The following is a 25,045-nucleotide window of genomic DNA, read 5'->3' as shown; positions in this document are numbered from 1 at the left end:
GCCCGGGGGTGGCCCCGGGCGCAGCGAGACGGTGCCGTCGGCCTCGCAGGTAGGCGGCACGAACGTTCTCGACGGGCAGGTCCAGTTGTTCGGCGAGGCGGGTGGCGACTTCGTCGGTGAGCGAGGCGTGTCCGCGTTCCAGGGATGCCAGAAGTCCGCTCGAGACTCCGGCTTGGGCGGCGAGCGTCGGCTGGGTGCGCCCGGACAGTTCCCGGAGGGTGCGCAGCGTGCGCTCTTGTTCGGGGACGTCGACGAGGTAGTCCATCGAGACGCCGAGCAATCCCGCTGCGGCAGCGAGGTTGTCGGCGGTGGGGGTGGATCTGCCGCGTTCCCAGGTGGATATCGCGCTGGTGGTGATTTTCGGTCCGCGGTCGTCGTCGACGTCGAATCCGGCTTGCTCGCGCAGCACAGCGGTGATCCGCAGAGCGAGGTCGCCTTGGGACCAGCCCTTCTTCTCGCGCTCTTCCAGCAGGCGATCGGGACGGAAGCCGAGCAACTGTATGCGGCTCATCCGGCGCACCCGTACATGGTCGGCCATGCTGCCGCACCCCGGTTGTGTTGTCACAAAGTGTCACAATTGATTACCGCAGTAAAGTTCTATAATAAAGTCGAATACAGTTTTGGAGGAGTGCAATGGCAAGGACCCGTAGACGTTTGACCGCACTGGCGGCATTGCCTTTGGTGGCGGCGGTCGGCGCGGCCACCGCGCACGCTGCCCCGGGGCAGCCCGGGTTGGCCGCTCCAGGCCAAGGACAGCCCGGGTTGTCGACGACACCGACACCACCGACGCAACCAGAGAGCAGGCAGGCCGCGTATCTGCCGCCTCCGCCGCCGGTTCCCGCGCGCCCGCGCCCGAGTCAGCAACAGCCGCAGGCGCAGACGGTGATCCAGCCGCGCGCACCGCGGGCGGAGGCATCGCCGGAGTTGGAGAACGTGCCGGATGCTGGTGAAGCCGACGAGCAGCCGGTGGTCGAGCCCCCTGCCGAGGCCGCGCCGCCACGTCCGGACACCTTCCGGTTTGGCTCGACCACACTCGATGTTCCCGACTGGGTGGATCCGGCGCTGGTGAGCGAGGCTCAGGCGTGGTCGAACTGGGCGGAGTGGTGGGTCGCGGCCGGCTACGACCAGATCGGATTCAGCAAGGACGAGAGCGATCGTCGTGCGGCGAGCACGCTGGCGGGTGCGGGGTTGGGCGGATACGCCGGTGCCGTGATCACCACGCCCTTGGGCGCGCTGCCCGGCTGCTTCATCGGTGGGGCGATCGGCGCTGCCGCCGGGTTTGCCCTCGGTGCACCGACCGTCGTGGGTGCACCGGGGATGGCGGTACTCGGTGGCATGGGTGGTTGCATGGTCGGCACTGCGGTGCTCGGCCTGCCCGCTTTCGCCGCCGGTGCTGCCGCTGGTGCTCTCGTCGGTGGGGCAGTGGGTGGGGCGATCGGCGGCGGCACCGACATCGCTCCGGTTCCCAACCCCTTGGACACCCCGCCTCCGGCCCCGGCTGTCTCGGGTGACCCGATTCCCGCGCCAGGACCCGTCCCAGAGCCGGTCGTGGTGCAGGAGCAGGTGGTGCAGGTCGCCGGGCAGGTGGCGCAGCAGATCGAGCAGGCTGCTCCGCAGATCAGCGCGGTAGCCGACCAGGTCGCTGCGGTGCACCCGGTTGTGGAACAGGCCGTGACCTCGCTGCGTGATGCCATCGCGGGGATCCCGATGTTGGATCCGGCGCAGTTCGGTGCAGTCGCGGCGCCGTTGAACGAGTTGATCGGCGCTGCCCAGACCATCGCGGCGGCGTAGGGGAGACGGGGGTGACTTCGGTGGACGATCGAACCAGTGACAGGCAGTGGGTGTTGCCGCCGCTGTCCGCGGCCGTCGCCGAGGAATCCGTGGCCGCAGACGGGGACGCGGGGTGGCTGGGCTGGGTTGACGACCCCGACGCGGCGCCCCTGGTCCCCGGGGGGCGCGGGACGGTGTTCGATGATCAGGCTCAACAGGTCGATGAACGGGAACGGCCTCTGGCTGCCGTTGATGACCCGGTGGCGGAGTTGGCTGCCCAGACCCGTCGCCGCGCAGATCACGCGATGCGACGCCGACGCGCGTTCGAACGTTTCGCCTCGGCCGCGGGGACGGTCGCGGCAGTGGCTGTCGTCGGCGGCGGGGCGTGGCTTGCCCTTGCCGGTGGCCAGAACTCCTCGGCGGCACCCAAACCCGCGCCCACAGCGGTCCCCGCGGTTGAGACAACTCCGCCGTCGGCGAGGACTGCCGCACCAGTGTGGTGTGAGGAAGTGCAGACCCCGGGGCGGGTGGTCAGTGCCAGCGCCGGTGACCGCGCCACTGCGATCGGGGTGATCCTGTTTCAGCAGTACGCCTGGTATGAACTGCGCGACGCCGACGCGGTCCGCTCGGTGCTGGCAGCCGATGCCGTCGCGGCATCGGTCGAGGCGACCCGCGCGGCGATCGCCACCACTCCGGCTGGGACACGGCACTGCGTCACCATCACCCCGGTCACCGGCGACCGGTTCAGCGTGCACATCGCCGAACGGCATCCCGACGAGTCGGAGGTGTCCTGGGATCAAGTGGTCACCACCGCCCAACGGGACGGGGCAGTCGTGATCACCTCGATTACTGCGGGGGGCAACTGATGACGCTGCATGTCGATTGGGGCGCACTCAACGGTCGCGACGACGCGGAAGTCTGCGGGCTCGAGGCAACGGCTGCGCCGGGGTCACCAACCGGCCTGGTCGCGGTGCGTGGCGGAGGGGGGCGGCTGCTGCGCGCCGAAGCACCGCCGGTATTGGTGGTGGGCAGCTCAGGCGGATCCGGTACGACGACAACGACTCTCGGGCTGGCAGCCGCAGCCGCCAGCTGCAGTGACGGTGAACTGTGGCCGGTAGCTGTGGACGCCACCCTCGGCGGCGGCGACCTCGCCGCGCGCGGGTGTGATGCGGTCGCGGCGGCGAGTTCGCTGCAGAGCTGGCTGGCCACCGACCAACCACAGTTGCCGTCGACGGTGTCGGCGTTCACCGGCGCCACCTCGACCGGCGCGGCGGTGCTGGCGCGCACTCCCGATCCGTTGCCTGGGCGTCAAAGCTATGTCGCGGTGCACCGGTATTTGGAAGCGGCGGGGGCACTGCCGATCTATGACGCTGGTGCGCCGGTGAGCAACCGGCTGGTGTCACCGCTGCTGGCCGACCCGCGCATCGCGTTGGTGATCACCGTGGCCGCGCGGGCGGATGCGCTCAATCGGCTCATCCCGGTGCTGCGCTGGCTCGACGACCACTTCGGTCAGTTCCACATCGCCGATGCGGTCTTGGTCGTGACGCAACAGATTCCCGGTGCCGGGTCGGCCGCGATCCATCACCTGCGCGCCCACCTGGGCGCGTGGGTGCGCTCGGTCGTCGCGATTCCCTATGACCTTCATCTGGCTGAAGGCGGGCCGGTGTCGTGGCATCGCCTGGCCGGGCACACCCGCGCGGCCTACGTGCATTTGATGGGAGATCTGCGATGACAACAACCACCCGAGTACGCATTCGCCGCGGCAGTGCCGCTGTGGTGGCGGCCGCCGCCGCGGTTACAGCGTTCGGTGCCGCCCCGGCGACTGCTCAGCCGCAGGTAAGTCCGGTTCCACCGTCGGCTGCGGTGGAGTCGTCCATTCCGTGCACGCCGTTGCATGTCATCGGATTCCACGGCACTGGCCAGTCCGGTGAACAGGCCAATCCCACCGTCGATTCGGGCTTCTTGGGTGATGCGGTCACGCGGCCGCTGCTGCAGGCCGCGCAGCCGTTCGTCTCGCGCCAGCTTGTGGCCTACGCCGCGGACTTCGGATTCCAGAACAAGCCCTACGTCGATTCGATGACCAGCGGCCTGGCCGAAGGTCTACGGACGATCGCCGAGTACGGCAACCGGTGCAAGGAATCCAAGATCGCCATCATCGGCTTCTCCCAGGGCGCGCAGATCGCCGATGAAATCGCACGGATGATCGGCAACGGTGATGCCAACGCGCCGGTGCGAGCCGACCGGATCGCGGCGGTGTCGTTGTTCTCCTCACCGATCAGGGAGAACGAGTCGGCCATCTTCCCGGGGACCACGCAGCGGCTGTCACCGACAGTTCCGGCTGGCCTGCCTACGACGGTGCTGTCGGAGTTGCTGCTGGCCAACCCCACCCCGGCGCCGGGAGCGGGACTGGCGCCGAAGGTCGGCAGATACACCGGTTATGGCCGGCTCACCGGCATGGTCGCTTCCTGGTGCAACGGCGGCGATGTCGCATGCTCGACACCGGCGGATGCTCCGCTGGCACGCACACTGGCCAACCTGGGCGGTCAGATTCATTTCTCGGCGCAGGACCCGTTGCGCACGGTCACCGAGATCGCCGACGCGCTTGGTGGCTCGGTGCTGCGGACCGCGGCCGGGGTGATCAACAACGACGTGAACTTCTCCAACGGCCGGTTCTCGGTCAACAACTCGGGCAAGACGATTCTGGGGCGGCTCGCTGAGAACTCCGACCCGCGTTCGGTGACATCGCAGGCCGACAGCGACATCATCCGCGCGGTGATCAAGACCGGCGTGATGGGTTTCAACGCGGCGGTCGCGGTGGCCCAGAAGGTTCTGACCCCCGCCACGATCGCCTCCCTCGTGGCGGTCGGGATGACCAATCCTGTCGGCGCTCTGGCTGATCTGGGGATGAAATTGGCGGGGGCGGTGCTGGATCTCGTTCCGCCCGCGACGATTTCCAGCGGCGTGCGCTACATCTTCAATGAGGTCACCAAGGACGTGACCGACAATGCGGGCCTGGTGAGGATGGCCACCGACCTGCGGTACTGGAACTCCGGTGCCCAGCACACCTCCTACGACGTCGCCCAGGTCGGCGTCGACGGGCAGACAGCGGCCCGCTACACCGTCGACTGGTTCGCCGCGCTGGCCAAGGCCCTCGGCGAGAAGGCCACCACCCCGTCATCGCAGCCGTACCAGCCCACCACCGTCGTCGTGCCGCCGAAGACGGCGTCCCCGACCACGGTGTCGTCGAAGTAGATGCGGAATCGGCGGGGTGATGAGTGATGACCGTGATCGCGACGGGATGCGCGCGCGATGAGTTCGGCTGGCGCGGCCGCGGCGGTCGGTGGCGTCGGGATGGTGACGCTCACCGCGGTCATGGTCGTGATGTTCGCCGACGCCGATCGTTCCTCGACCAGTTGTCTGCCGGGGAATTCCTCCCCGGCGCCGGTACTGGCCGGGGCGGTGGTGGCGTCCTCGGCGGCCGATCCCGCCGGGCTCGGTATGGCACCGGGAAACGCCAGCGAGCGGGTGATGCCGATGGCTGAGGGCACCTACACACTGGCGAGTGGATTCGGCCCGAGGTGGGGCGAAATGCACAAAGGCGTGGATTTCGCCGCAGAGATCGGCACTCCTATCTACGCGGCCGCCGACGGTGTGGTCGTCGCGGCCGGTCCAGCGTCTGGCTTCGGCAACTGGATCGTCATCGACTCCATCGGCGAGCAGGGTCAACCCTTCTCGACGGTCTACGGACACATGCGTGACGACGGAGTCGGTGTGCGGGTCCGCCAGCAGGTCAGCGCAGGCCAGCAGATCGGCACGGTCGGCGACGCGGGTCAGTCCACCGGTCCGCATCTGCACTTCGAGGTCGTCCCGGGTGGCCGCTTCACCGGCGGAACGCAGATCGACCCGATGCCGTGGCTTGCCGGTGCGGCAACAAGTTCGGGCACCGGCGCCCCGGACAAGGCTGGACAAGCACCGGTGCCGAGTTGCCCGCCGGGGTTCGGCACTCAGGGCGGGCAGCTCGCCGATGGGACTGTCCCGGCCGAACTCGATCGGTGGTATCGGCGGGCGGGTTCGCTGTGCCCGCAGATCACTGCTTCACTGCTGGCCGCGCAGGGCCGCCAGGAGTCCGGGTTCCGGCGAGGGCTGACCTCACCGGCAGGCGCTGAGGGGCTGGCGCAGTTCCTTCCCGGCACCGCGGCCTCGCTCGCACCCGATGGGCAGCCGTATGTGATCGACGCCGACGGCAACGGCACCGCCAGCGTGTGGGACGACGGTGACGCAATCGTCGGCCAAGGCCGCTACATGTGTGCGCTGGCATCGCGGATCGAGGAATGGAAAAGGCAGGGAACAGTTTCCGGCGACACCGCAACGCTGGCGCTGGCGGCCTACAACGCCGGTGAGGGCGCGGTGCTGAAGTACGGCGGTGTCCCCCCATATGGCGAGACACAGAACTACGTGCGGGTGATCGTCGAGGCCGAGCCGCAGTTCCGCTCCGCGGGTGCCAGCGGCCGTTTCGACCCGGCGCCGGGCAGCCCGCTCGGCGATCAGACCGTCGCCGCGGCCCGCCAGTATCTGGGCACCCCATATGTCTGGGGCGGGGGCGGGCCGTCGGGCCCGTCCGGCGGTGGCTTCGACTGCTCCGGGTTCACCTCCTATGCCATCCATGCCGCCTCCCACGGCACGGTGACCCTGCCGCGCACCAGCGAGCAGCAGTGGAGCGTGGGCGTGGAGATCCCGCTCGAGGAAGCACAACCCGGTGACCTGGTGTTCGGCAACTGGGGTGAGGCGGGACCGGGGCACGTCGGCATCGTGGTCGGACCCGGCCGGATGATTCACGCCCCGCAGTCGGGTGAGTCGGTGACCGAGGCGGATTTTCAGCGCGGGATGCGGGCGCGGCGGGTGATGTGACGTGACCCGAAACCGGCATTCGATCGGCATCATCGTTGCGGCGCTGTGCGCTGCGGCCGTGGCCGGATGCGCGCGCGACCACTCGACACCCCCGCCACCGGTGACGTCGACACCGGCCACCGTCCCCACCCCGCTGACGGCGTCTGGTCCGGTGGCGGGACAGAGCCCCGATGCTGTGGCCGCCGGTGCGATGCGCGAGCTGTACACGCTGGTGCCCGGCCGCGAGAGCTCGGGTGATTCGCTGCGCCGCGTCGCGGCCTGGTTGAGCCCGGCGATGCGGATTCGGATCGAACACCTGCCCGCTCCACCGGCAGCGTCGTTGCAGTGGGCGAGCTGGGTAGAAAGTGGCGCGCGGGTCGAGGCGGCGACGTTCGTCAGCGCCGAGCGTCCACCGCGCGAGCAGCCGGGCACCGCGGCGCGCAAGGTGGCGGTGAGCCAAACCGTGCGCTGGCCGGATGGTCGTAGCGAGCCGCTGCCGCCGTTCAGTGTGGCCGTCACCGTCGTCGAGACCGGCGACGGCTGGCGCGTCGATGACTACCGGACCTGGTGAGGAAGGCGGCAATGGTGTTGACCAACTCCGACTGGCCGCCGGTGCCGATGTGGAGTCAGCGGGTTCCCGGGCAGGTGGGCCGCCCGCCGTTGGTGTGGCTGCTCGGTGCGCACGGCGGGGCTGGTACCACCGCGCTGGCGAGCTCACTGAGCTACGCCGGCGACGCGCACCGGCGGTGGCCGGGTTTGGTCGGCATCGGCCGCGACCTGGACTCGCCGTTCGTCGTGGTGGTGGGCCGTACACACATGTCGGGACTGGCCGCAGTGCATCACGCGCTGCTGTCGCACGCACACCAGGCCACGCCCACCGGTGTGCGGTTGCTGGGCATGATCACCGTCGCCGACTCCGACCGGCCACTATCGAAACCGACCGCCACCCGCCGCGACACCGTCGAGGCATTGGCCCGCGACCTGCACGCCGTGCCGTGGCGGCTCGGATGGATCGAGCCGTGGCGAACACTGGAGTCTCACGAGCTGCCCGCCTGGACACCTGATCACCCCCGCCGCGTCGGCGAGCGCGACCCCACTCGAGTACCTCCCGCGCCGGTCGCCGGACTGGCCGAGCAGCTGTTCACCACCGCCCGCGCAGCGGTCACGCAACTGCGTCAACAGCCGCCGACAACAGACCGTTCCGGCCGGGCGGAGGCCGGATAAACCGTTGGCTCTCAACACGTTTCGACAAACCGAAAGGAACGAATCTATGAGCATCACACTCGCCGCGTTCGACGTCCTGGCCCAGCAGACGGGGGACAAGATTCCGGTCGCTCCCGTCCAACCGCCCGGCTCGGACAAGATCCAACTGCTGTTGGGTGTCGGACTGTGGCTGGCCACCGCCGCGATCGTCGGCTACGGCATCCTCTCCGGCGTCAAGTTCGCTGCCGCCTACAGCGAAGGGCACGCCTCGTCAGGGCAGAAGATGGCCCCGGTCGCGTGCGCGATCGGCGCGGCGATCACCGGCAGCGCCGCGGCGTGGGTGTCGTTCTTCCTGTGACCGGATCACCGACCGGGAGTTACGCGATGGTCACCCCGCCTGCCGAGGTCACCGGCCCGCTGCTGTCGCTACTGGGTCACGTGCTGTGGCTGGTGTTAGCCGCCTGTATCGCCGGAGGCATCTGGGCAGGAGTCGAATTCGCCCGGGACTACGAGTCCGGGAAAAGCCTCAAGCAGGCGAGCACCCGGGTGATCACCGTAGCCCTCTGTGCTCTGGTCGCTGGCAGCGCCAGCGCCTGGGGCGCGGTTCTGCTGAATTGAGGACATCACGACGATGAGGATTCGCGCGAAACTATTCGCGGCGGCGACGACGAGTCTGCTTGCCGCCGTAGCGATGACCGGATGCAGCCGCGAGGACACCCACCCCGTAGCCAGTTCGGTGGTGGACACGACCGCCGCACCGTCCGCGGCGAGGTGGCAGCTCTACCGCGGGGTCTACGTGCCCTACACCGCCGCGGGGCCCGCCGATGTCAGCGGCGCCGCACCGGCACGCTATCGGCAGATCCCGCAGGGCGCGGTCGCTGCCGCGATGCAGGGCCAAGCCCGGCTTTCTCTCGCGCCGGACGGCATCTGGCCAGCCGTGACCAAGGCCGTGGCGCTGGCCGGGCCAGGCCGCGACCGCTACGCCACCGAACGCGTCATGGCCTCCATCACCCAAGAAGCAGATCCGGCGCACACCGCGCAGTTCGCCGGGTTCCGCCTCGAGGGCTGGACCCCGGAAGCGGTGACGGTGTGGCTGGCCACCCGGATGCCGTCGGGGCCGTTGTTCGCGCAGCCGACGCGGATGGTGTGGCACGAGGCGGATTGGAAGATCGAGCTTCCCCTCCCATCGGCTCCCGGCAGCGGTGACCGCGTGCCCACCGATCCAGTCGAACTGCCGAACCTGCACGGCTATACCGAATTCCATCACTGAACGGACATGCGAAGAAGGGGAGACCAGGCCGTGACCGACAGCGACGACCAGCCCGAGACACGATCGGGATGGATGCACAACCGGACCAGCCTCGTACTCGCGGCCGGGTTTCTCGCCTGCGTCCTGGTGGCCGCGGGCGGAGTGCTGGCGGGCCGTCTTGTCACCGCTGACGACGAAGCGTCCGGCCCACATGCCTCGACGTCGGCGACGGTCACCACCAGCCTGATCCCGAACCCGCCCTCAGCTGACGGCGGGTTCGGGCCGCCGTCTGCCGACAGCCTGGGGCGGCCGGTCGCGCATCCGAACAATCCAGCAGGCCAGGCGCTTCGGCAGTCCGGGGTGGGACGTGGCGACTACCGATGCGAGGTGCCGCCGAACTGCGCTGCGGTCGAGGCGCCCGCCGGAATGATGTGGCAGGAGATCAAGCCTTCGGTGCTGCCGTTCTCGACCAGCGATGGACCGGCCCGCGTCGAGGGTGTGGCGGCCACCGGCTACACCCGAACACCCCAAGGTGCGGCGATCGCGGCGTTGCACATCTTCTGGCGCGCGGTGGCCAGCCGAACCAACTTCGACGTGATCAGCGCCCGGCAGATGGTCGGCAGCCGTGCCGATTTGGAGAAGCTAAAGGCCACCCGAGAGTGGGACTACACCTCGCGGCCGTCGACGATCCCCAGGCCTGCGGCGTTCCGAGTGACCGCGTGGCAGGACGAATTCGCCGCGTTGCAGTTCGCTGTTCCCGCGAAGGATCCCGGCACCTACAGCACCCTGTCGCTGGATGTCGTATGGAGCGAGGGCGACTGGAAGTTGCGCGCGCCCACCGTTGCGGCGCCTCAACGCACGGTGGTGTCCCTGGTCGGGTGGACGCCATGGTGAAACGGACGCTGATCATCATGGCGGCCATGGTGGCGGCCCTGATCCTCATTCCGACGATCGCCGCGGCTCAACCTTCGGACGGCTCCACCGCGACACCGCAGCCCACGACCCCGGCCACCACGACGAGCCCGCAGGCCAGCGACAACGACCTGTATGCCGACTGCCGGGAGTGGGGCGCGAATGTTCCCGGACCGCTCGGGACACTTGTCGAGGGCGCCTGCGATGTCGGCACGGCCGCGCTCAACCCGGGTGAAGCTGCGGGGGAAGCGCTCAAGGGGGCGGTCGGTAAGGCCGCGGTGGAATTCGCCGAGGGATGGAAGAAGGGCATCGCGCTGATGTTCTCCTGGTGGTACCGCACCCCGATCACCTCCGCAACCAGCTCGGACTCGACCTCGGATCTGGTCGGTGACGTCCATGAATACCTGCGGTTCTTCCAGATCTGCGCGTTCACCTTCAGCGTGCTGATCGCCACCGGCCGCGTCGCGGTGGCCTCGGCGCAACTGCGCAGCCAGCACGCGACCGAAGCGGCGACGATGGTGGTGCGCACCGTGCTGGTCTCCAGCATGGGCGTCGGGCTGATCGTGTTGGCCGATGACGCGATGCGCGCGGCGTCGGTGTGGTTGCTCGAGACCATGGCCGGCGGCGTCGACCCCTCCCACGCCCTCGACCGAATCATGCAAATCGAATCACTCGGCGGCACATTGGGTGCGGGCCTGCTGTTCGTCTTCGCGTTGATCGGGGTGTGCGGTGTCGTCGCCCAGATGGTGTTCATCCTGATGCAGATCGCGGTCTCGAAACTCGTGCTGGGGGTTTTGCCGCTGGCGGCGTCGTTCTCCGGCACCGAGGCAGGCCGACAGGCATACAAGAAACTCATCGCCTGGACGACGGTGTTCCTCCTGTTCCCGCCGGTGACCGCGCTGATCTACGGCACGGCGTTCGCGCTGGCGTTCGGCGCCCAGGACGCTCAAGGCGCGTTGGCGGGAATGATCCTGTTGACGCTGTCGGCGCTGGCGTTGCCCGCGCTGGTTCGTCTGCTGGTGCCCATGGCTGGCCAGGTCTCCGGCGGAAGCGGCGCTGCGGTGATGGGCGCCGTGCTGCTGGCGACCGGCGCGGTCCCGCTGGCGGGCAGCTTCGCCAGAGGCGCTTCGCAGATCGGCGAGGGCGGCAAGAGTCCGGCGGCCAGCGGAGGACGCTCCGATGGCGACGCACCGACCGGCGCGGTGCCCACGCCGACACCTCCCTCTCCCTTCGGCGGGATGGGCGCACCGGCACAAAGTAGTGGTGCTGCCACTCCCGCCGCCCCTGGTGCCAGCGGCAGCGCCGCTGTGGCGGCCGCGGCTGGGCCGATCGGTGCCGCCGCAACGCAGGTGGCGCAGCGCGTGCAGAACATCGGCCAGGGGGCGGGGCAGATCCTTGCCGACGGTGCGCAGCGCGGCACCGGGTCACCGGACCTGCCACCCCCCTCGGGGCCTTCGGGATCGGTCCCCCCGACGGGCGGACGGTCGGATGGTCACTTCTGATCAGGGAAAGTCAACGAATTCATGGTGAATCAGCAACTGGACCCGAACGCACGACGCACCTACGGCGCCGGTCACGAAGTGCGCCGGACCTTCGCCTTCGGTCTGCCGCGCAGAGTGTTCTACACGATCTTCGCCTCGATCGTGGTGGGGGTCATCATTTCGATGATGGGCCTGCCCCTGATCGGGCTGGGCTGGGCGGGACTGTCGGTGCTGGCGGCGGTGCCGATGAGTCTGCGGCTCAACGGCAAAACCGGCTATGAGTTCTTCCTGCTGGAATGGGCGTGGCGGCGGCAGAAGCGGTCGGGCCGCAACGTGCTGCGTGCCGGGCCGCTCTCGCATGCCCCTGGTGGCCGCACCAGGCTGCCAGGCATCGCTGCGGGCACCGAAATGTGGTGGGGCACTGACAAATACGGTCGACGGTTCGGCATGATCCGCATGCACTCCACCAGCCAATACACCGCGGTGCTGCGCTGTTCACCGCGCGGGCTGGCCGGGATGGAGCAAGACATGATCAACCTCATGGTCGCCGAGTGGGGGGCGTTCCTGGCCAAGATCGCCGAACCCGGGGACGTCGCCGCGATGGTCACCGTGCTGGAAACCACGCCGGAGACCGGCGCTCGCTTGCACACGGAGATGACGCGGATCGAAAGCGCCGCCGCACCAGCGAACGCGCGCGAATGGCTACGTCAGGCCGGAGCGGGGCAGGCCGCCGACCGCACCGGCTACCAACTGCATACCCGCATCGCGATCACCTGGAATGCGCGCACCGAGGCCAAGCGCAAGGACCCGATGGTGATGATCGGCGAGCTGGCGGGCCGGTTACCGGAGTTGTGTGAGCACCTCAGCCGCTGCCAGGTGATCGCCGAACCGATGTCCGACCACGAAATCACCGCGACGGTGCGCCGCTGCTACGACCCGCGGCCCGAGACCGAAATGGCCGTGGAAAAGCTGCTGCGCCACCGTGGCGCGGTGCCACCGGGTGAGGTCATCGACTGGACCGACGCCGGTCCATTGGCAGCCGACGAACTCGACAAGCAGACCTATTCCCACGACAGCGCATACTCCCGCACCTGGGTGATGGTGGACCCGCCACGCGGATTCTTCGACGAGACGGTGCTGCGGCCGCTGATCGCCGGCCGCGCGGATGTTCCCCGCAAACGGGTGACGTTGACCCATCGACCACTCTCGCCTGCGGACGCTGCCGAGAGTGTGGACGCGGACATGCTCTCCGCGGTCGGCGAAGTGACCTCCACCCGAGGATTGACCACAGCGCGCGCCAATCTCAAAGTCGCGGCAACCAACCAAGCTCGTGAAGAGCAGGCACGCGGCGCGGGCGTCACCGACTACGACCTGGTGATCACCGTCTCCGCCACCACCCGTGACGAACTCGACTCCTATGGCGACATCGCCCGCGATATGGCCACCGGCGCGCACATGCGGATCCGCCCGGCCTTCGGCCAGCAGGCAGCAGCCTTCCAAGCCGGCCTGGGCATCGGTGTTCTGCTGCCCGACCACGCAACCGTCAGCCGCGCGCTGCAAGGAGAATGAGATGCGCCGACCGCTGTACGGCACGCGCCGGTTCGTCGAAGACCATCTCCTGCGCTCGTATGAGACGCGCACCCCGAAACCCCGACCCGCCTCCCCGGACGCGCTGATGCTGGGGCGACGTCGCCGCCGGGAAGCAGCGCGCGCCAAAGCCAAGGCCGACGCCGAACGCTACCGCGCCGAGGAAGCCGCGCGCGATCCATCCCGCCGGGAGCCGACCTGGCGCAGGGCTCATCGCCTGACACGCAGAGGACTGGAAGGGCCAGGCGGGGGAGCGATGGGCGTGGTCGACCCGCCACCACGCTTCAGGTCCACCACGGTGCAGGCGTGCGGGTTGTACCCGTTCCCGGTCGGTGACACCCACCCGTTGGTCGGCACACCGCTGGGCATCAACTCCCACACCGGCGGCACGTTCTGCTACGACCCGACCTCGGCGACCTACTGGTCGCGAACCCAGGTCACACCGAGCTTGTTCATTCTCGGGTTGCCGTCGTTCGGCAAGTCCAGCTTGGCGCGCGAACTGGTGATCGGGGAAGTCGCGGCCGGACGCTGCCCGATCATTTTCGCCGACACCAAGGGTGAATACACCAAACTCGTCGACGACCTCGGTGGCGTGGTGATCGGCCTAGGCCACGGCCACGGCCACCTCAATCCCCTGGCCCTCGGTGCGCTCGGCTCGATCGTGCCGCGCCTGCTGAATGCCGGGCGCGCCGACTTGGCGGCGAAGGTCCGGGCAGAAGTGCTTGCTCGCCGTCGACGGCTTGTGCAGGGATTGTGCGAGATCGAACGCGGCGAACGACTCGCTCAGATCGAACGCAACATCCTCGGCCAGGCGCTGCGGATGCTGGACGAAGATCCGCGTTTCTCCCCGACCCAACCGCCGCTGATCAAGGATCTGGTGGAGCTGATCGAAGCCGCGCCCGACCAGCTCGTGCGCCGCGCCCGCGCCCGCGAGAAGACCGGCTACATCGACATCGTCAGCGGACTGCTGGCGACGCTGGACGCGCTGCTCGACGGCGATCTCGGTACGGTGTTCGCCGGTCCGACCACCCAGCCGCTGAACCTGGCCGACGAGGTACCGGCCGCGGTGTGTGTGGATATCTCCGCGTTGTCGGCCGGTGACGACAAATTGTTGGCCGCGGTGATGTTCGCCTGCTGGGAGGACGGATTCGGCGCGGTCGAGGCCGCGCACACTCTCGCCGATGCGGGTCTGGCGCCGCAGCGCACGTTCTTGACGCTGATCGATGAGCTGTGGCGGGTGCTCAACGCCGGGCCGGGCATGGTGGAGCGGATCAACGCCACGACACGGTTGACCCGCACGCTGGGCACGGCGCTGCTGATGATCACCCACACGGTCAAAGACCTCGAATCGCTCGAGTCCGAATCCGACATCAAGAAGGCCAAAGGCTTCATCGAGCGGGCGGGCGCGGTGATCGTCGGTGCACTGCCCCGCGATGAGATGAACGCGCTCGACCAGATCATCCCGTTCACCGCTGCCGATCGGGCGATGGTCTCGGCGTGGAGCACACCGGGGATGTACGACGCGGCCACCGGCCGCCAAGCCGCTTCACCAGGCCGCGGCAAATTCCTACTCAAGCAGGGCACTCAGCGGGTGCCGGGCTCACCCTTCGAGACCCGATTCACCCGGATAGAGATCGAACGCGGCTGGCACGATACCGATACCAGGTTCGCGGGGGTGCGAGCGGCATGAAGCAGCCGTCGAGCACCGACCGCCCGATCTATGCCGGCGATACGCACGCGACCTTCTACGTGGCGATCGGGCTGCTGGGGTTGTGGGTCGATGCCACAGCGACCGTGTGGCTGTCGCTGTGGCTGGGCGGCGCGCATCCGGGCAATCCGCTGATGGTGTTGCTGGCGTGGGGATCCGGCCGCCAATCATGGACGATTCCGGCTACCGCGTTGGCGCTGGTGTTCGTCATCGCGCAACTGGTGGCGCTGGCGTGGGTGGTGCGCAGCTGGTGGCGGCGCGTGCGCGACACCGCGCACGGCGGCCGCCGATTCGATTTCGTCGCGCAGTGGATGGCCAAGCCTGCGGATGTGGCGGCGCTGAGCCGCGATGCGGGTTGGGCCACCGCCGCGCGACTGCGCAGCACGACCTGGCCGGGCATTCCCTTGGGCGTTCTGGTCACCCCGCGCGGCACCCCCGGCTACGACCACGTCAGGACCCAGCAGCATCCCGACCGGATGCTCTACAGCGATTGCGAATCGCTGTCGGTCGACATCTGGGGACCACGCTTCGGTAAAACCACCAGCCGCGTGATCTCCGCGATCGTGGAAGCGCCAGGACCGTGCGTGGTGACCTCCAATCGCCGCGATGTCGTCGACGCCACCCGCGGTGTGCGCGAAAAGCTCGACAAGGGGAAAGTTTTCGTGTTCGATCCGCAGCGCATTACCGGTTCCGGGGAGCCGCAATTCTGGTGGGATCCGCTGTCGGCGATCACGATGGACGATCGCGAGATGTGGCCGGACCGCGCGGAGAAGCTGGCCGACATCTTCCTTGCCGCCACGATGCCACCGGGCTCGCGTCCAGATGCGTTCTTCGATCCGGAGGGCCGCGACCTGGTGGCTCGGCTCTTGCTGGCCGCAGCGGTCGAAGACGAGCCGATCACTCGCGTATACGACTGGATCACCGACCCGACCCCACAACCGCTGCAACATCTGCGCAAGAGCGAATTCGACACCGCAGCAACAGCCTTGTCGAGGTTCATCGGCTACTCCGCACGGCAGAAAGACGGTTTGTTCGGCACCGCGAAGAAGATGACCAACATTCTGTCGCGCCCGAGCGTGCGCAAATGGGTGACCCCGGCCCCGGGGCGGCCACAGTTTGATGCGCGCCGGTTCGTCACCACACCCTCCACCCTCTACATCTTGTCCAAGGAAGGCGTGGACAGCGCCGGAGCGTTGGCCACGGCGTTGACGTGGGCGACCTGCGATGCCGCCGAGCGCCATGGTGAGGCGTGCGGAGGCCGGTTGCCCGTGCCGATGGTCGTGGCACTCGACGAGCTGGCCAACGTCATCAAATGGCCTGATCTGCCGGGCAAGTTCAGCCACTACGGCGGCCGCGGCATTCTCATGATGGCCATCCTGCAGAACTGGTCGCAGGGGGTGAACTGCTTCGGCGCCGAAGGCATGCAACAACTGTGGGACGCTGCGAGCATCCGCTGCTATGGCGGCGGTGTCGCCGACGAGACGTCACTGAGCAAGTTCAGCGATCTCATCGGGCCACGCTGGGAGATCGCTACATCGACGAACGTTTCGCGCCCGTCGGATTTCCTGTCGATGACTGGCGGGCATACCTCGGTCAGCCGCGATACCCGCGAACACAAAATTCTCCCGGTGGCGCATCTGGCGCAGCTGCCACGCGGACGCGTGGTGATCCTCTGGCGCGGGCGGCCCGCGCTAGTGCGGCCGGTCCCGTACTGGGATCGCCCGTACGCCGCGGAGATTTCCGCCTCGCTGGCCGCCTACGACCCGGCCACCAAGTTCAGCAAGCCCGAGCAGCCAGCGATCGCGCCACGGCGTAGGCAGTGGGCTCGAAAGCTGGCGCGCCGGAGGCCCGCCGCGCTGCCGACGACCGCACCGCTGCCCACGCTGACCCAATCCACTGACATCGAGGACGTATTGCCATGAGCGAGTTTGATCCCGAGGACCTGTCGCTGGATCTGCGGGTCGGTTTCCGGTTCGCGGAACTGATGGAGAAGCGGTTTCCGACCAGTGTGCGCGATATCGCGAACACTCTCGCCGACCGCAAGATCGTGGAGGCGATCAACACTGTCGGCGGAGGGCGCATCGGCCGGCAGCTCGACCAGCTGGCCACGAAAATCGCGGCAGAGCAGGCGCAGGCGCTGGCCACCGGCAAGAGCGGCCCGGCCCCGCAGTTGGGGTACAAGAATCTTGAGGATTTCTGCACGGAACTGTTGTTTGAAATTTATGCATTCAACCCGGAGTCGACGTCTTTGAAATGGTGCCCGGACTGGTGGAAACATGTTGGGGCGCATTACCGGATCGAAGCGCTGTGGCGAGCCTATGAGTATCACCGCCATGAAGGCCTCACCGGCATCGCGGACTGGCTGAAGTCCTACGCCGATCCGACCATGCGGGCACTGATGGACCCTGAGGGCCCGTTCACCTTCTGCCACGCGATCAAGGGCCACGAGTACCAGGGCGACGCCGTAGCGCCGCTCACCCACACTCCGATGCCGCCGAACTGGCCACATGAGACCAGCCGGACACCGGCAACCCCTCCCGCTGCCGACGGACCGGATGAGCAGGAGTTTCACGACACCGACGACGAAGGGATCTGATCATGACTACGCCGCCGTTGGAAGATCCCGGCAAGGAGCTGGCGGCCGCGCTGCGCACGGCGGTGCTGGCGGCTGCCAAACTCGGTGAATTGTATGCCCGCCGCCGCGAGCTGCTGTTGCGCCGTGAGCTGGCCGCCGGTGGTTCCTCCGGGCGCGATATCCAACGTCGGATCAATGCCGAACGCAAGCTGGCCGAAGATCGGCTGCGCGCGATGCGCGGCACCATGCGCACCCTCGCGTCGATCACTCCCGCTACCATCGCCGATGTCTACCGTGACGCGGTCGCGTGGCGTGACCAGCTGCCGATGGCCAAGGAAGTCGCCGAGTGGGTTGAAACCTACATGCGCGGTTTCGGCATGGATCCTGCCCAGTTGCAGGCGGCCGGAAAGGAATTCGCGCGCCGCGCGGAGCCGACAGCGCGGCCGGGTCTCGCACTGGGCATCACCGACACCGATATCTCCCGCGCGAACACCAGCGACGCGACAGCGGTCGCCCAGTTGGCGGCCGAGCACGACCGGATCCGCCCCGCCACCCTCGACGGCTTGACCGCCCATCTGGGCCCAGAACGTATGCGGGAGGTCCGGGCCGCCCTCGACCAGGCCGACATGGCGGCGGCGCGGGCGGTCTATGAACGCCACCAGGGGTTGACCGGGACGGAGGCGCTGACTCCGGCGATGCTGGCGGATTGGCGCGCGGCGGAAGCGACACGGTGGGCGGTGAACAATCAAGCCGCGGACCTGGCACTGTTCGCCGCACTCATCCTCGACAGCGACAGCGGTGATGACGCCAGTGAGAAACCTTCGGCACGGATGACCGACTTGTGGCTGGCGTGGCGGGCCCGCGAGCGCGAGGGTCTTGCGCATCCGGATCTTGCGCAGCTTTCAGGGCTGGCCTTCGCCGCCCAGCTCGACCGCGCCCACGAATGGGTATCGGACTTCGATCCGGACGGCTATGACGAGTGGCGGCGCATGCGCTCGATCGACCCGCGGCGCGCGGATGCGGCGCTGGTGCACCGCTATGAAGTCGAGCAGGCGACACAGTGGGCCGCCGAGGTCGGTGATGACCTGTGGAAACACGGATTCGCGCGCACGGCCGCGCAGCACCCTGACGACGGTCTCGACCAGATCGCGCGGCGGGTGTGGCTGGCGGCGGGCAAGCCCCCACCGGCGTGGGATCCCGATGTCAGCGCGCCGCCGTTGGAACAGCGGTGGGCCGAACAGGTTCAGGCTGCCACCCGCGTGCAGCAGCAGGACCCGGATCTGTGGCGAGATTGGCAGGATTGGCACAGCGATCCCAATCGCCCGCCGACCGAGACCACCGCGCGGGATGCGGACATGGTCGCCGACTACCACCACATGCAGGCCGAAACGTGGGCCAGCGAGGCACGCGAGGCCCGAACCCTGGCCGAGTCCGTACCTACCCGCACCCCGAGCCAGTTGTTGGCGGCGTGGCGCTCGCATACCGCCGGTCAGCATGTGCTCACCGCCGAATCCGACACCGAGCAGGAGGTTTTCGACCGGGCGCAATCGTGGCTGCAAACGCGAGACCCGATCGCCTACATGGCCTTCGCCGCCCATCTCGACGCGGTACCCGAGTCCGAGCGCGCCGGTGCCCGCGCGGATCTGGTGCGTGATTACGAAACCCATGAGGCGCGCCGATGGGCCGAAGCCCTCGAGACTTTGGGCGCGGTCGCACCGGGCACCGCAGCGCGTGACGCCGACGAGTTGATCAAGATGTGGCGCTCCTACACCAGTACCCTGAACAAGGAAGGGGCACAGCAGCAATCGAACACCGGCGCGCAAGGACAGACGGCGAAGACCGGCGCAGGTGCCGGGCAGCCGAGGCGTAGCGGGCAGGAGGCGGCCCGTTCGCAGCAGGCTCGGGCGGGCAGGCCTGCAGGCCCGCAGCCGAAGACGCCCAGTTTGGCCAGCTTGGTCCAGGGCCGCGTCCCTGATTGGGTGATCAGCCGGCCGGGGTGGCGCCAGAGCGTGGAAACGACATTCCGCGGGCTGGTCAGCGCGGGGGTTGACCCGCAAGTCCTCGCCGACGCGGTAGCGGATCTGCGATTCGCCGACGCACGCGACGCGACCAGGCTGTCGATTTGGAAGATGCGCCGTACGGCTGGCCAGGGGCACGGCGTCGAGTCGGCAGACCAGAATGCGGGAGGCGCGGTTGATGACGTGGTGAATCAGATTTTGGCCAATCGCCGTGGAGGGCGCCATTCGCCGGGCGACATTGCCGCGTTCGAGGCGCGTTTGGCCGGGATGGATCCCGCGGCCGCGCAAGCACTGCGGATTGTCTACCGCGCGTTCGCCACCGCGCCGGACTCGGCGGTGCAGTCCGCGTCGCACACAACACCGCCATCGGCTGGTCCGCAGATGGGTTCGCCGCACCGGTCGCACGAGCAGGGCCGCTGAGCGGGGCGCGGGTATGAACGAACAGCGGATCGACGCCGAGGTCGACCGGCAGCTCAAGAAGCGTCAGAGCGAGATCGTGGCTCAGAAACTGGAGGAGGCGTTCGAGGCCGATCCGCAGCTCATTGCTGATATCGAGGCGCTCGCGGCGCGGGCGGTGAAAGACAAGCTCGCCGAATTGACAGCGGCCGCGGCCGAAAGCACGGCTCCGCGGTATGCGGATGTGGGGCAGTGGGTGAACGACTACCTGTCGGTGGTCTATTGGCGCGATGTTGCCGGTGTGGACTCCGGCCATTGCTGGTGCGCGCAGTGGTGGAGGCATGAGGAGGCTGTTGAACGGCTCACTCCGCTGTTTCAGCGTTGGATGCAGTTGGAGGCGACTGCTGAGGGCATGCTGACCTGGTGGGCAGTCGCCGACCTCCATATGGGGAGGCTGCTGGCCAAAGACGGCCCGTTCAGCCGGTGCACACCGGCCAAGCACTACGCCGGACCCGACGCGGCAGGCCTGCCCTGTATGGATCCACCGGAAGAAGGAACGCCGACCTAGGCCGGGTGATTCGATCGTGTCCCGGCTCATCGGTGTGGTCGGACGGCAACGGGCCTACCGTGCCGCCCTTCCTCGCTCGACGCGGCGCGCAGGCTGGTGCTGGGCGATCACAGATCCAGGGAGGTACGCAGGGCGGCTTCGACGTGCTCGACGGTGTCGGGGGCAACACTGTCGATACGGTCGCCAACCCAAGGCCGGTACACGCGGTGGGTGGCGGCGGTGTTGACGAATCCGTGGCCGGGGATGCGCACGGTCAGCACGTCGCGGTCGTCGGTGTCGAGCAGGTCCAGGGCCATGAACCAGGGGCGCGCGGAGTCGAGTACCGCTTGGTTGGACACGAGCAGCACGATCTTCTGCATCGCCGCGCCGGGTTGACCGTAGTTGTGAATGTCGCCTCGGGTCAGCCTCACGCGGCGCCTTGGGAGCGCTTGTGGTGGTCGGCGAGCGAGGCGGCGTACTCGGCCTCTTCGGCGGCGGCCTGGGCTTCGGCGGCAGCCTCGTCGTAGCTCGGGGGGACGAACGACCGTACGGCCTCGTTGCGCGCGGCGCGCGAGAGCCACGCGGACGGGGATTGCCCGGCAAGTTCGGCGTGCTTCTGCGCGATGCGCCAGGCCTCGTTCTCCAGCGACAAGGTCACCTTCGTCGTTTTGCGAGCCATACCCCAGACCCTACCCGCAGCCGTACCGAGAGTCAGCCCCCGGCTGACGCCGATCGGCTTGCCCTTCACGACTGACGGCGGATCCGTCGGCGCATCGTGCCACCGGTATGGGACCGGGCGGGCTAGGGTCGGACATCAAGCGATGCGGATGCAGATGCCCGGCCCCGCGGCCGGGCATCTCGCCCACGGTGGTGACGCACCGTGGACGGCAGGGCCTCAGCCCTGTGTCATCCGAATCGCTTCGAGGACGGCTCTGGCGACTGCGGCAATCGCCGTGACGGCGGGCGCCCAGCGCCGGAGCCTGCGCCAAAACGGATGCCTCGGGCGCTCGTCCATGTGAATCACCTCCTCTCCCTTCGGTTTCCAACGGTGAGCTCTTCCGTTGGAGCACCGCGTGCGGCGGGAGGAGTGTTCGCCCCGCTCGGCGCGGGCGTCGTGCGGCGCGGGCGCCGAGCGGGGCGAACGGGACCCAGTCCAGTGGATCGGCGGCCAATTGTCGAGTAGCATCGGGGCCGGAGCGATGACGGATTGATACGCCTACGCTCAGAAGGTGACGATGGGACATAGAGGAAGACCTCTAGACGCATCAATCGGTTTTCTGCATTCCGTCCTGATTCGGTAGAGTGCAGCCCGTGACGGGTACCGGCAGGAGCGGATCGAAGCCCAAGCGCGACCACCGGCAGACTCGATTGGCGAACCTGCAGGCGATCAAGGTCGACGGCCGCAAGCGGATCGATGAGGATGTGCGGGCAAATCTGCAACAGTGGTACGACTTGGGCGGCACCCGCCGAACCCACATCGAGGTGCGCGCCGGGTTCCTGCGCCGTCTCCATCCCCTGACACCCGACGAACTCGAAGCCGCGGGCGATATCGTCGACCGACCCAAGCCGGACCTTCCGCGCCCGCCCGCGCTCGCGAAACTGACCACCATCCCGAAGGGCGTGGCGCTGCGCACCGCGCTGACAATGCTGTTTCTCGTCCAGACGCAGCCGCGGGCACTGCGTCGTGGGTCGCGCGTGGACATCCCGATCGTCTGCGACGACGATCACCGTTTCGGGCTCGTGGATTTGATCGCGGTGAACGCGACCCACACGGTCAGACCGGACGGTGGTGAGTTCGCGGCGACGACCGCTACCAACTGGCAGCGTCAAATCCGCAGCGCCCTCGCACAGCTGGCCGATGTCGGGCTGGTCTCTCTGCCGTCTGGCGGCGGCCGCGGTAGCCCGCGCTACCACGATGTGCGCCTGCACAGCGAGGTCGGCAATGTCGAGGGCACGCAACCGCCGGTCTACACCCCACCGCAGGCTCGGCGTACCCCGACGTTGACCATCCCGATCGAGTTCTTCATCAACGGTTGGGTGCACGCACTGACCAACCGCGAGATCGCGAATTGGCTGATGTACCGCGAGCTTCGGACGCAATCGGACCCGCCGAAACCATCCGAAGATGGGAGCCTGCCCTGCGATCTGCGCATCGCCCCCCGCACGAGACTGATCGATTACGACCTGACCCGGGCCACATGGGACACCCACCGCAACCTGAAGGCCTTCGGCCTGTTGGATGTGTGGACCGATCCGCGTCGACGGCACAACGGTACGACCGATGAGGGCAAATGGGCGGAGCCGCACCGATTCCGGCTCATCGACGAAGGACTGGAGGTGCCCGGCCTGGAAACCGTGGAGGCCATCCTCAAGGACACGACGATTCCGCTGAACCTGTGACCGTGCGTGCGCGACCGCTGCGGTCGGCCACTGCCGAGTCGGGAATCGGTGCCACGTCACGGCGGGCCTCCTCGAAGCATGAGAGGAGCGCCCGGCCCGAGGCCAGCGGCACTAGATCCGGCCGCCGGGCATGGACCGACTCCCTCTCGGGATCGGCGCCCGGCCCGCGGCCAGCGGCATTTCGTCCATCAGAGTAGCCGACCGCGCAACACTGACGGGTGGTGCCACACTCGGCGATCGCGGGCGGCACCGCTCGGATGCTGGCCGCTTATGTGCGGTCGGAGCTGATGACGTCCAACGCCTCGAGCAGGTCGGCGACGAGGAAGGCGACCGCAGCGGCGGTGGTTTCGGGGTCGCCGACGCCTTCCTCGGCGCGTCCGGCCATTACCGATCCGATGGCTTCGGGTCCAGCGAAATGCTCGGCGAGCTGGTCCAGGGCGGTGCTGGTGACTTCGCGGCTGAGTTCGTCGGCGAGCAGGGCCAGGAATCCCTCGCGTAAGTCCTCGGTGGGGACTGCGGCGAAGAGCCGGTAGATGTCGTGAGCATCCTTGTCGTTGACGCGGCGAGAATCGTCGAGGCGTTCGGTGATCTTGTGGGATTTCGCGACGATCAACGCGGCGGGCGAGGCGACCTTGATGGCGATGACGCGCGAATCGCCGGGTGCCAAAGACCTCACCGGCATTTCGCGGTATTCGACCAGGGCGGCTTCGAGGCCGTGACAGCGGCGCGTGGCCTTGTTGTCGTGGGGTGGGATGCGCCCACCCCGGGTCCGCGGGGTGCCGGGCCCGGCGAGTTTGGCTGGGACCATGAGGTCGACCGGAATGCCGTCGGCGTTGATCCAGGAACCCGGCTGTCCTGTCGCCGAGGGCAAGAAGCCGGCCTCGCGCATGGCCTGTTCGATCTTGGGGTCGGGCTCGAGCAGACCGGGGTCCAGGGCGAGGTCGCTGTCCTTGGTGGTTTCGGCCAGGGCGATGTCGAGTCCACCGGTGTGCAGGTAGACGGCTTGAGCGCCGATGACGATGACCGCTTGTCGCTGCTCGGCGAGTGCTTCGAGGGCGTCCAGCATGACGGTGCGTGCCTTGATGAGCAGGTCGGCGGGGTCAACGCCAGGATTGTTCATTGCGCTCCATCCAGTCGAGGAGTTCTTCGGCTTCGGCGGGTGCTCGCCCTGGCCCGGTCAGCAGATCCACCGCGACCTGGCTGGGAGCGGCGATCCGTAGTCCGTCGAGCGCGTTGCGAGTTCTTTCGAGGACGACAGGATAGGCGGGCCGGGCGATGAGCACGTTGGCTCCGGCTTCGGCGGGGCGCAGATCCCACGCCTGGGCGGCCTGCTCTGGATCGGTGGCATACAGCATCATTGAGCGCGTCGGGGCATACGGTGCCCAGACACTGGCGGCGAGGCTGCCGGTCACGGCGTAGTCGGCGACCGGTCGTTTGCGCATCCGATCCATCAAGACCGTCATTCCCCGCGGTGCGATCCAGCGGGTCGTGGTGTTGGCGTGCAGGAACTGATAGTCCCGGCTCCAGCGCCGCAGCAGCGCGGTCGGGCTCGAAACCACGACCAAACCGTCCTCGTCGCGGCTGGCCAACTTCTCGGCGTTCAGGAATTCCAGCACCCGGTACACCGAGCCGGTCGAGGCGCCCGATACGTCGACCAGCTCCCGAATCTTCCACGGACCGGCGATGTCGGCCAAGGCGCGCACGATCTTGGCCGCAGGCTCACCATTGAGTGTCGACTGCGGCCGCCCGGGACCGCGCCACGGGTCGCGGTCTGCGCCCCGATCACGCAGGAACAGCGCCGGTGAGTCCACCCGCAGCAGCAGGTTGCCGGTCGCATCCGCGTACGACAACCCGGACTTGGCCAGATGTTCCCGGGCGGATTCGGACAAATACGGTGCGACCACCACGCCGACGCTTCCCGGCCGCCGAGCCATCCAGTGGGCGAGCTGATTGCGGACGCGATGAAGATCGCGCGGCCGCACTTCGTGCTTGGCCTCCACGAACAAGGTGACTTGCCGTCCGTCAGAGCCCTGCACGGTATACACCGCGTCGACGCCGCCGTCGTCGGGCCCTGGCTGCTCTTGCAACGTCCAGGTCGCGGGCAACCTGTCTCGGATCACGGCGGCAGCCGCCGACAGCATCTCGGCTTCGGTCCGCGGTGGCGCTTCACCCACGCTCATGTTCGGATAATACAAGCATTCCGAACCCCACGGAAACTATTGGTTTACCGAACACGACGTGTCGTGAACTAGTGACGCGAGCCAGGCACCTGCACGGCAACCCATACTGCGAGCCGGGCAACACCGACCACG

Annotated in this window: 24 protein-coding genes; 19 read left to right on the top strand and 5 right to left on the bottom strand. The window is 68.1% G+C overall.

The genetic code is table 11. The annotated features are described in order from the left end of the window. On the bottom strand, window positions 1–538 hold a 538-nt coding region (locus ACWEO7_RS28360; RefSeq protein ID WP_452427666.1), incomplete at its 3' end, for a helix-turn-helix domain-containing protein. Between the two features lie 95 nt (window positions 539–633). Between ACWEO7_RS28360 and ACWEO7_RS28355 the strand changes: the two genes are divergently transcribed. Genes ACWEO7_RS28355 through ACWEO7_RS28270 form a run of 18 tightly spaced genes read left to right on the top strand, consistent with a single transcriptional unit; the run spans window position 634 to window position 20,354 of the window. Beyond that, window positions 634–1,791: a hypothetical protein gene (locus ACWEO7_RS28355; protein ID WP_452427664.1), complete on the top strand. Its 1,158-nt coding sequence runs from the start codon at window positions 634–636 to the stop codon at window positions 1,789–1,791. A 20-nt stretch (window positions 1,792–1,811) separates the two neighbouring features. Beyond that, window positions 1,812–2,636: a hypothetical protein gene (locus ACWEO7_RS28350; RefSeq protein ID WP_452427662.1), complete on the top strand. Its 825-nt coding sequence runs from the start codon at window positions 1,812–1,814 to the stop codon at window positions 2,634–2,636. Continuing rightward, window positions 2,636–3,502: a MinD/ParA family ATP-binding protein gene (locus ACWEO7_RS28345; RefSeq protein ID WP_452427660.1), complete on the top strand. Its 867-nt coding sequence runs from the start codon at window positions 2,636–2,638 to the stop codon at window positions 3,500–3,502. The genes ACWEO7_RS28350 and ACWEO7_RS28345 overlap by 1 nt, the downstream gene beginning before the upstream one ends. After that, window positions 3,499–5,022, top strand: a complete 1,524-nt coding sequence (locus tag ACWEO7_RS28340) for a cutinase family protein (protein WP_452427658.1) — start codon at window positions 3,499–3,501, stop codon at window positions 5,020–5,022. The genes ACWEO7_RS28345 and ACWEO7_RS28340 overlap by 4 nt, the downstream gene beginning before the upstream one ends. Window positions 5,023–5,079: 57 nt before the next feature. Further along, complete coding sequence (locus ACWEO7_RS28335) at window positions 5,080–6,678, top strand: peptidoglycan DD-metalloendopeptidase family protein (protein WP_452427657.1); 1,599 nt, start codon at window positions 5,080–5,082, stop codon at window positions 6,676–6,678. Window position 6,679: 1 nt separating this feature from the next. After that, window positions 6,680–7,228: a hypothetical protein gene (locus ACWEO7_RS28330; protein ID WP_452427655.1), complete on the top strand. Its 549-nt coding sequence runs from the start codon at window positions 6,680–6,682 to the stop codon at window positions 7,226–7,228. Window positions 7,229–7,239: 11 nt separating this feature from the next. Next, window positions 7,240–7,881: a hypothetical protein gene (locus ACWEO7_RS28325; protein ID WP_452427653.1), complete on the top strand. Its 642-nt coding sequence runs from the start codon at window positions 7,240–7,242 to the stop codon at window positions 7,879–7,881. 46 nt (window positions 7,882–7,927) lie between these two features. Continuing rightward, window positions 7,928–8,218, top strand: a complete 291-nt coding sequence (locus tag ACWEO7_RS28320) for a hypothetical protein (protein ID WP_280184399.1) — start codon at window positions 7,928–7,930, stop codon at window positions 8,216–8,218. Window positions 8,219–8,244: 26 nt separating this feature from the next. Then, window positions 8,245–8,478: a hypothetical protein gene (locus ACWEO7_RS28315; protein WP_280413588.1), complete on the top strand. Its 234-nt coding sequence runs from the start codon at window positions 8,245–8,247 to the stop codon at window positions 8,476–8,478. Window positions 8,479–8,491: 13 nt separating this feature from the next. Beyond that, the gene (locus tag ACWEO7_RS28310; protein WP_452427651.1) at window positions 8,492–9,130 is read left to right on the top strand and encodes a hypothetical protein; all 639 of its coding nucleotides are present in this window, start codon (window positions 8,492–8,494) and stop codon (window positions 9,128–9,130) included. A gap of 30 nt (window positions 9,131–9,160) precedes the next feature. Then, the gene (locus tag ACWEO7_RS28305; protein ID WP_452427649.1) at window positions 9,161–10,003 is read left to right on the top strand and encodes a hypothetical protein; all 843 of its coding nucleotides are present in this window, start codon (window positions 9,161–9,163) and stop codon (window positions 10,001–10,003) included. Next, window positions 9,997–11,523 carry a hypothetical protein gene (locus ACWEO7_RS28300; protein ID WP_452427647.1) on the top strand — a complete coding sequence of 509 codons (1,527 nt, stop codon included), beginning with the start codon at window positions 9,997–9,999 and terminating at the stop codon, window positions 11,521–11,523. The genes ACWEO7_RS28305 and ACWEO7_RS28300 overlap by 7 nt, the downstream gene beginning before the upstream one ends. Before the next feature lie 21 nt (window positions 11,524–11,544). Then, complete coding sequence (locus ACWEO7_RS28295; RefSeq protein WP_452427645.1) at window positions 11,545–13,071, top strand: SCO6880 family protein; 1,527 nt, start codon at window positions 11,545–11,547, stop codon at window positions 13,069–13,071. A gap of 1 nt (window position 13,072) precedes the next feature. Next, the gene (locus tag ACWEO7_RS28290; RefSeq protein ID WP_452427643.1) at window positions 13,073–14,779 is read left to right on the top strand and encodes an ATP/GTP-binding protein; all 1,707 of its coding nucleotides are present in this window, start codon (window positions 13,073–13,075) and stop codon (window positions 14,777–14,779) included. Continuing rightward, window positions 14,776–16,719: a type IV secretory system conjugative DNA transfer family protein gene (locus tag ACWEO7_RS28285; protein WP_452427641.1), complete on the top strand. Its 1,944-nt coding sequence runs from the start codon at window positions 14,776–14,778 to the stop codon at window positions 16,717–16,719. The genes ACWEO7_RS28290 and ACWEO7_RS28285 overlap by 4 nt, the downstream gene beginning before the upstream one ends. Further along, window positions 16,716–17,393, top strand: a complete 678-nt coding sequence (locus ACWEO7_RS28280; protein ID WP_452427639.1) for a DUF4913 domain-containing protein — start codon at window positions 16,716–16,718, stop codon at window positions 17,391–17,393. The genes ACWEO7_RS28285 and ACWEO7_RS28280 overlap by 4 nt, the downstream gene beginning before the upstream one ends. 2 nt (window positions 17,394–17,395) lie before the next feature. Then, window positions 17,396–19,810: a hypothetical protein gene (locus ACWEO7_RS28275; protein ID WP_452427637.1), complete on the top strand. Its 2,415-nt coding sequence runs from the start codon at window positions 17,396–17,398 to the stop codon at window positions 19,808–19,810. A gap of 13 nt (window positions 19,811–19,823) precedes the next feature. After that, a complete protein-coding gene (locus ACWEO7_RS28270) occupies window positions 19,824–20,354 on the top strand; it encodes a DUF4913 domain-containing protein (RefSeq protein WP_452427635.1) in 531 nt (176 codons plus the stop codon). A gap of 107 nt (window positions 20,355–20,461) precedes the next feature. On the opposite strand, the gene ACWEO7_RS28265 is transcribed toward ACWEO7_RS28270, so the two are convergent. Both ACWEO7_RS28265 and ACWEO7_RS28260 read right to left on the bottom strand, forming a co-directional pair. Further along, window positions 20,462–20,764, bottom strand: a complete 303-nt coding sequence (locus tag ACWEO7_RS28265) for a hypothetical protein (RefSeq protein ID WP_280246943.1) — start codon at window positions 20,762–20,764, stop codon at window positions 20,462–20,464. Further along, window positions 20,761–21,012 carry a hypothetical protein gene (locus tag ACWEO7_RS28260; protein ID WP_280246944.1) on the bottom strand — a complete coding sequence of 84 codons (252 nt, stop codon included), beginning with the start codon at window positions 21,010–21,012 and terminating at the stop codon, window positions 20,761–20,763. The genes ACWEO7_RS28265 and ACWEO7_RS28260 overlap by 4 nt, the downstream gene beginning before the upstream one ends. Window positions 21,013–21,644: 632 nt before the next feature. On the opposite strand from ACWEO7_RS28260, the gene ACWEO7_RS28255 reads away from it, so the two are divergent. Further along, on the top strand, window positions 21,645–22,733 hold the full coding sequence (locus ACWEO7_RS28255; RefSeq protein ID WP_452427633.1) for a hypothetical protein: 1,089 nt from the start codon (window positions 21,645–21,647) through the stop codon (window positions 22,731–22,733). 268 nt (window positions 22,734–23,001) lie between these two features. Here ACWEO7_RS28255 and ACWEO7_RS28250 read toward each other — a convergent pair whose 3' ends face one another. Both ACWEO7_RS28250 and ACWEO7_RS28245 read right to left on the bottom strand, forming a co-directional pair. Beyond that, entirely contained in the window at window positions 23,002–23,853 is an 852-nt protein-coding gene (locus tag ACWEO7_RS28250; RefSeq protein ID WP_452427631.1) for a hypothetical protein, read from the bottom strand. Further along, complete coding sequence (locus ACWEO7_RS28245; RefSeq protein WP_452427629.1) at window positions 23,834–24,913, bottom strand: hypothetical protein; 1,080 nt, start codon at window positions 24,911–24,913, stop codon at window positions 23,834–23,836. Before ACWEO7_RS28245 ends, ACWEO7_RS28250 begins: the two co-directional genes overlap by 20 nt. Window positions 24,914–25,045: the final 132 nt, after the last annotated feature.

The sequence above is a fragment of the Nocardia sp. NPDC004260 genome (genome assembly GCF_053603155.1).
The sequence above is the reverse complement of the archived record's forward strand: the minus strand, read 5'-3'. Positions and strand labels throughout refer to the sequence as shown.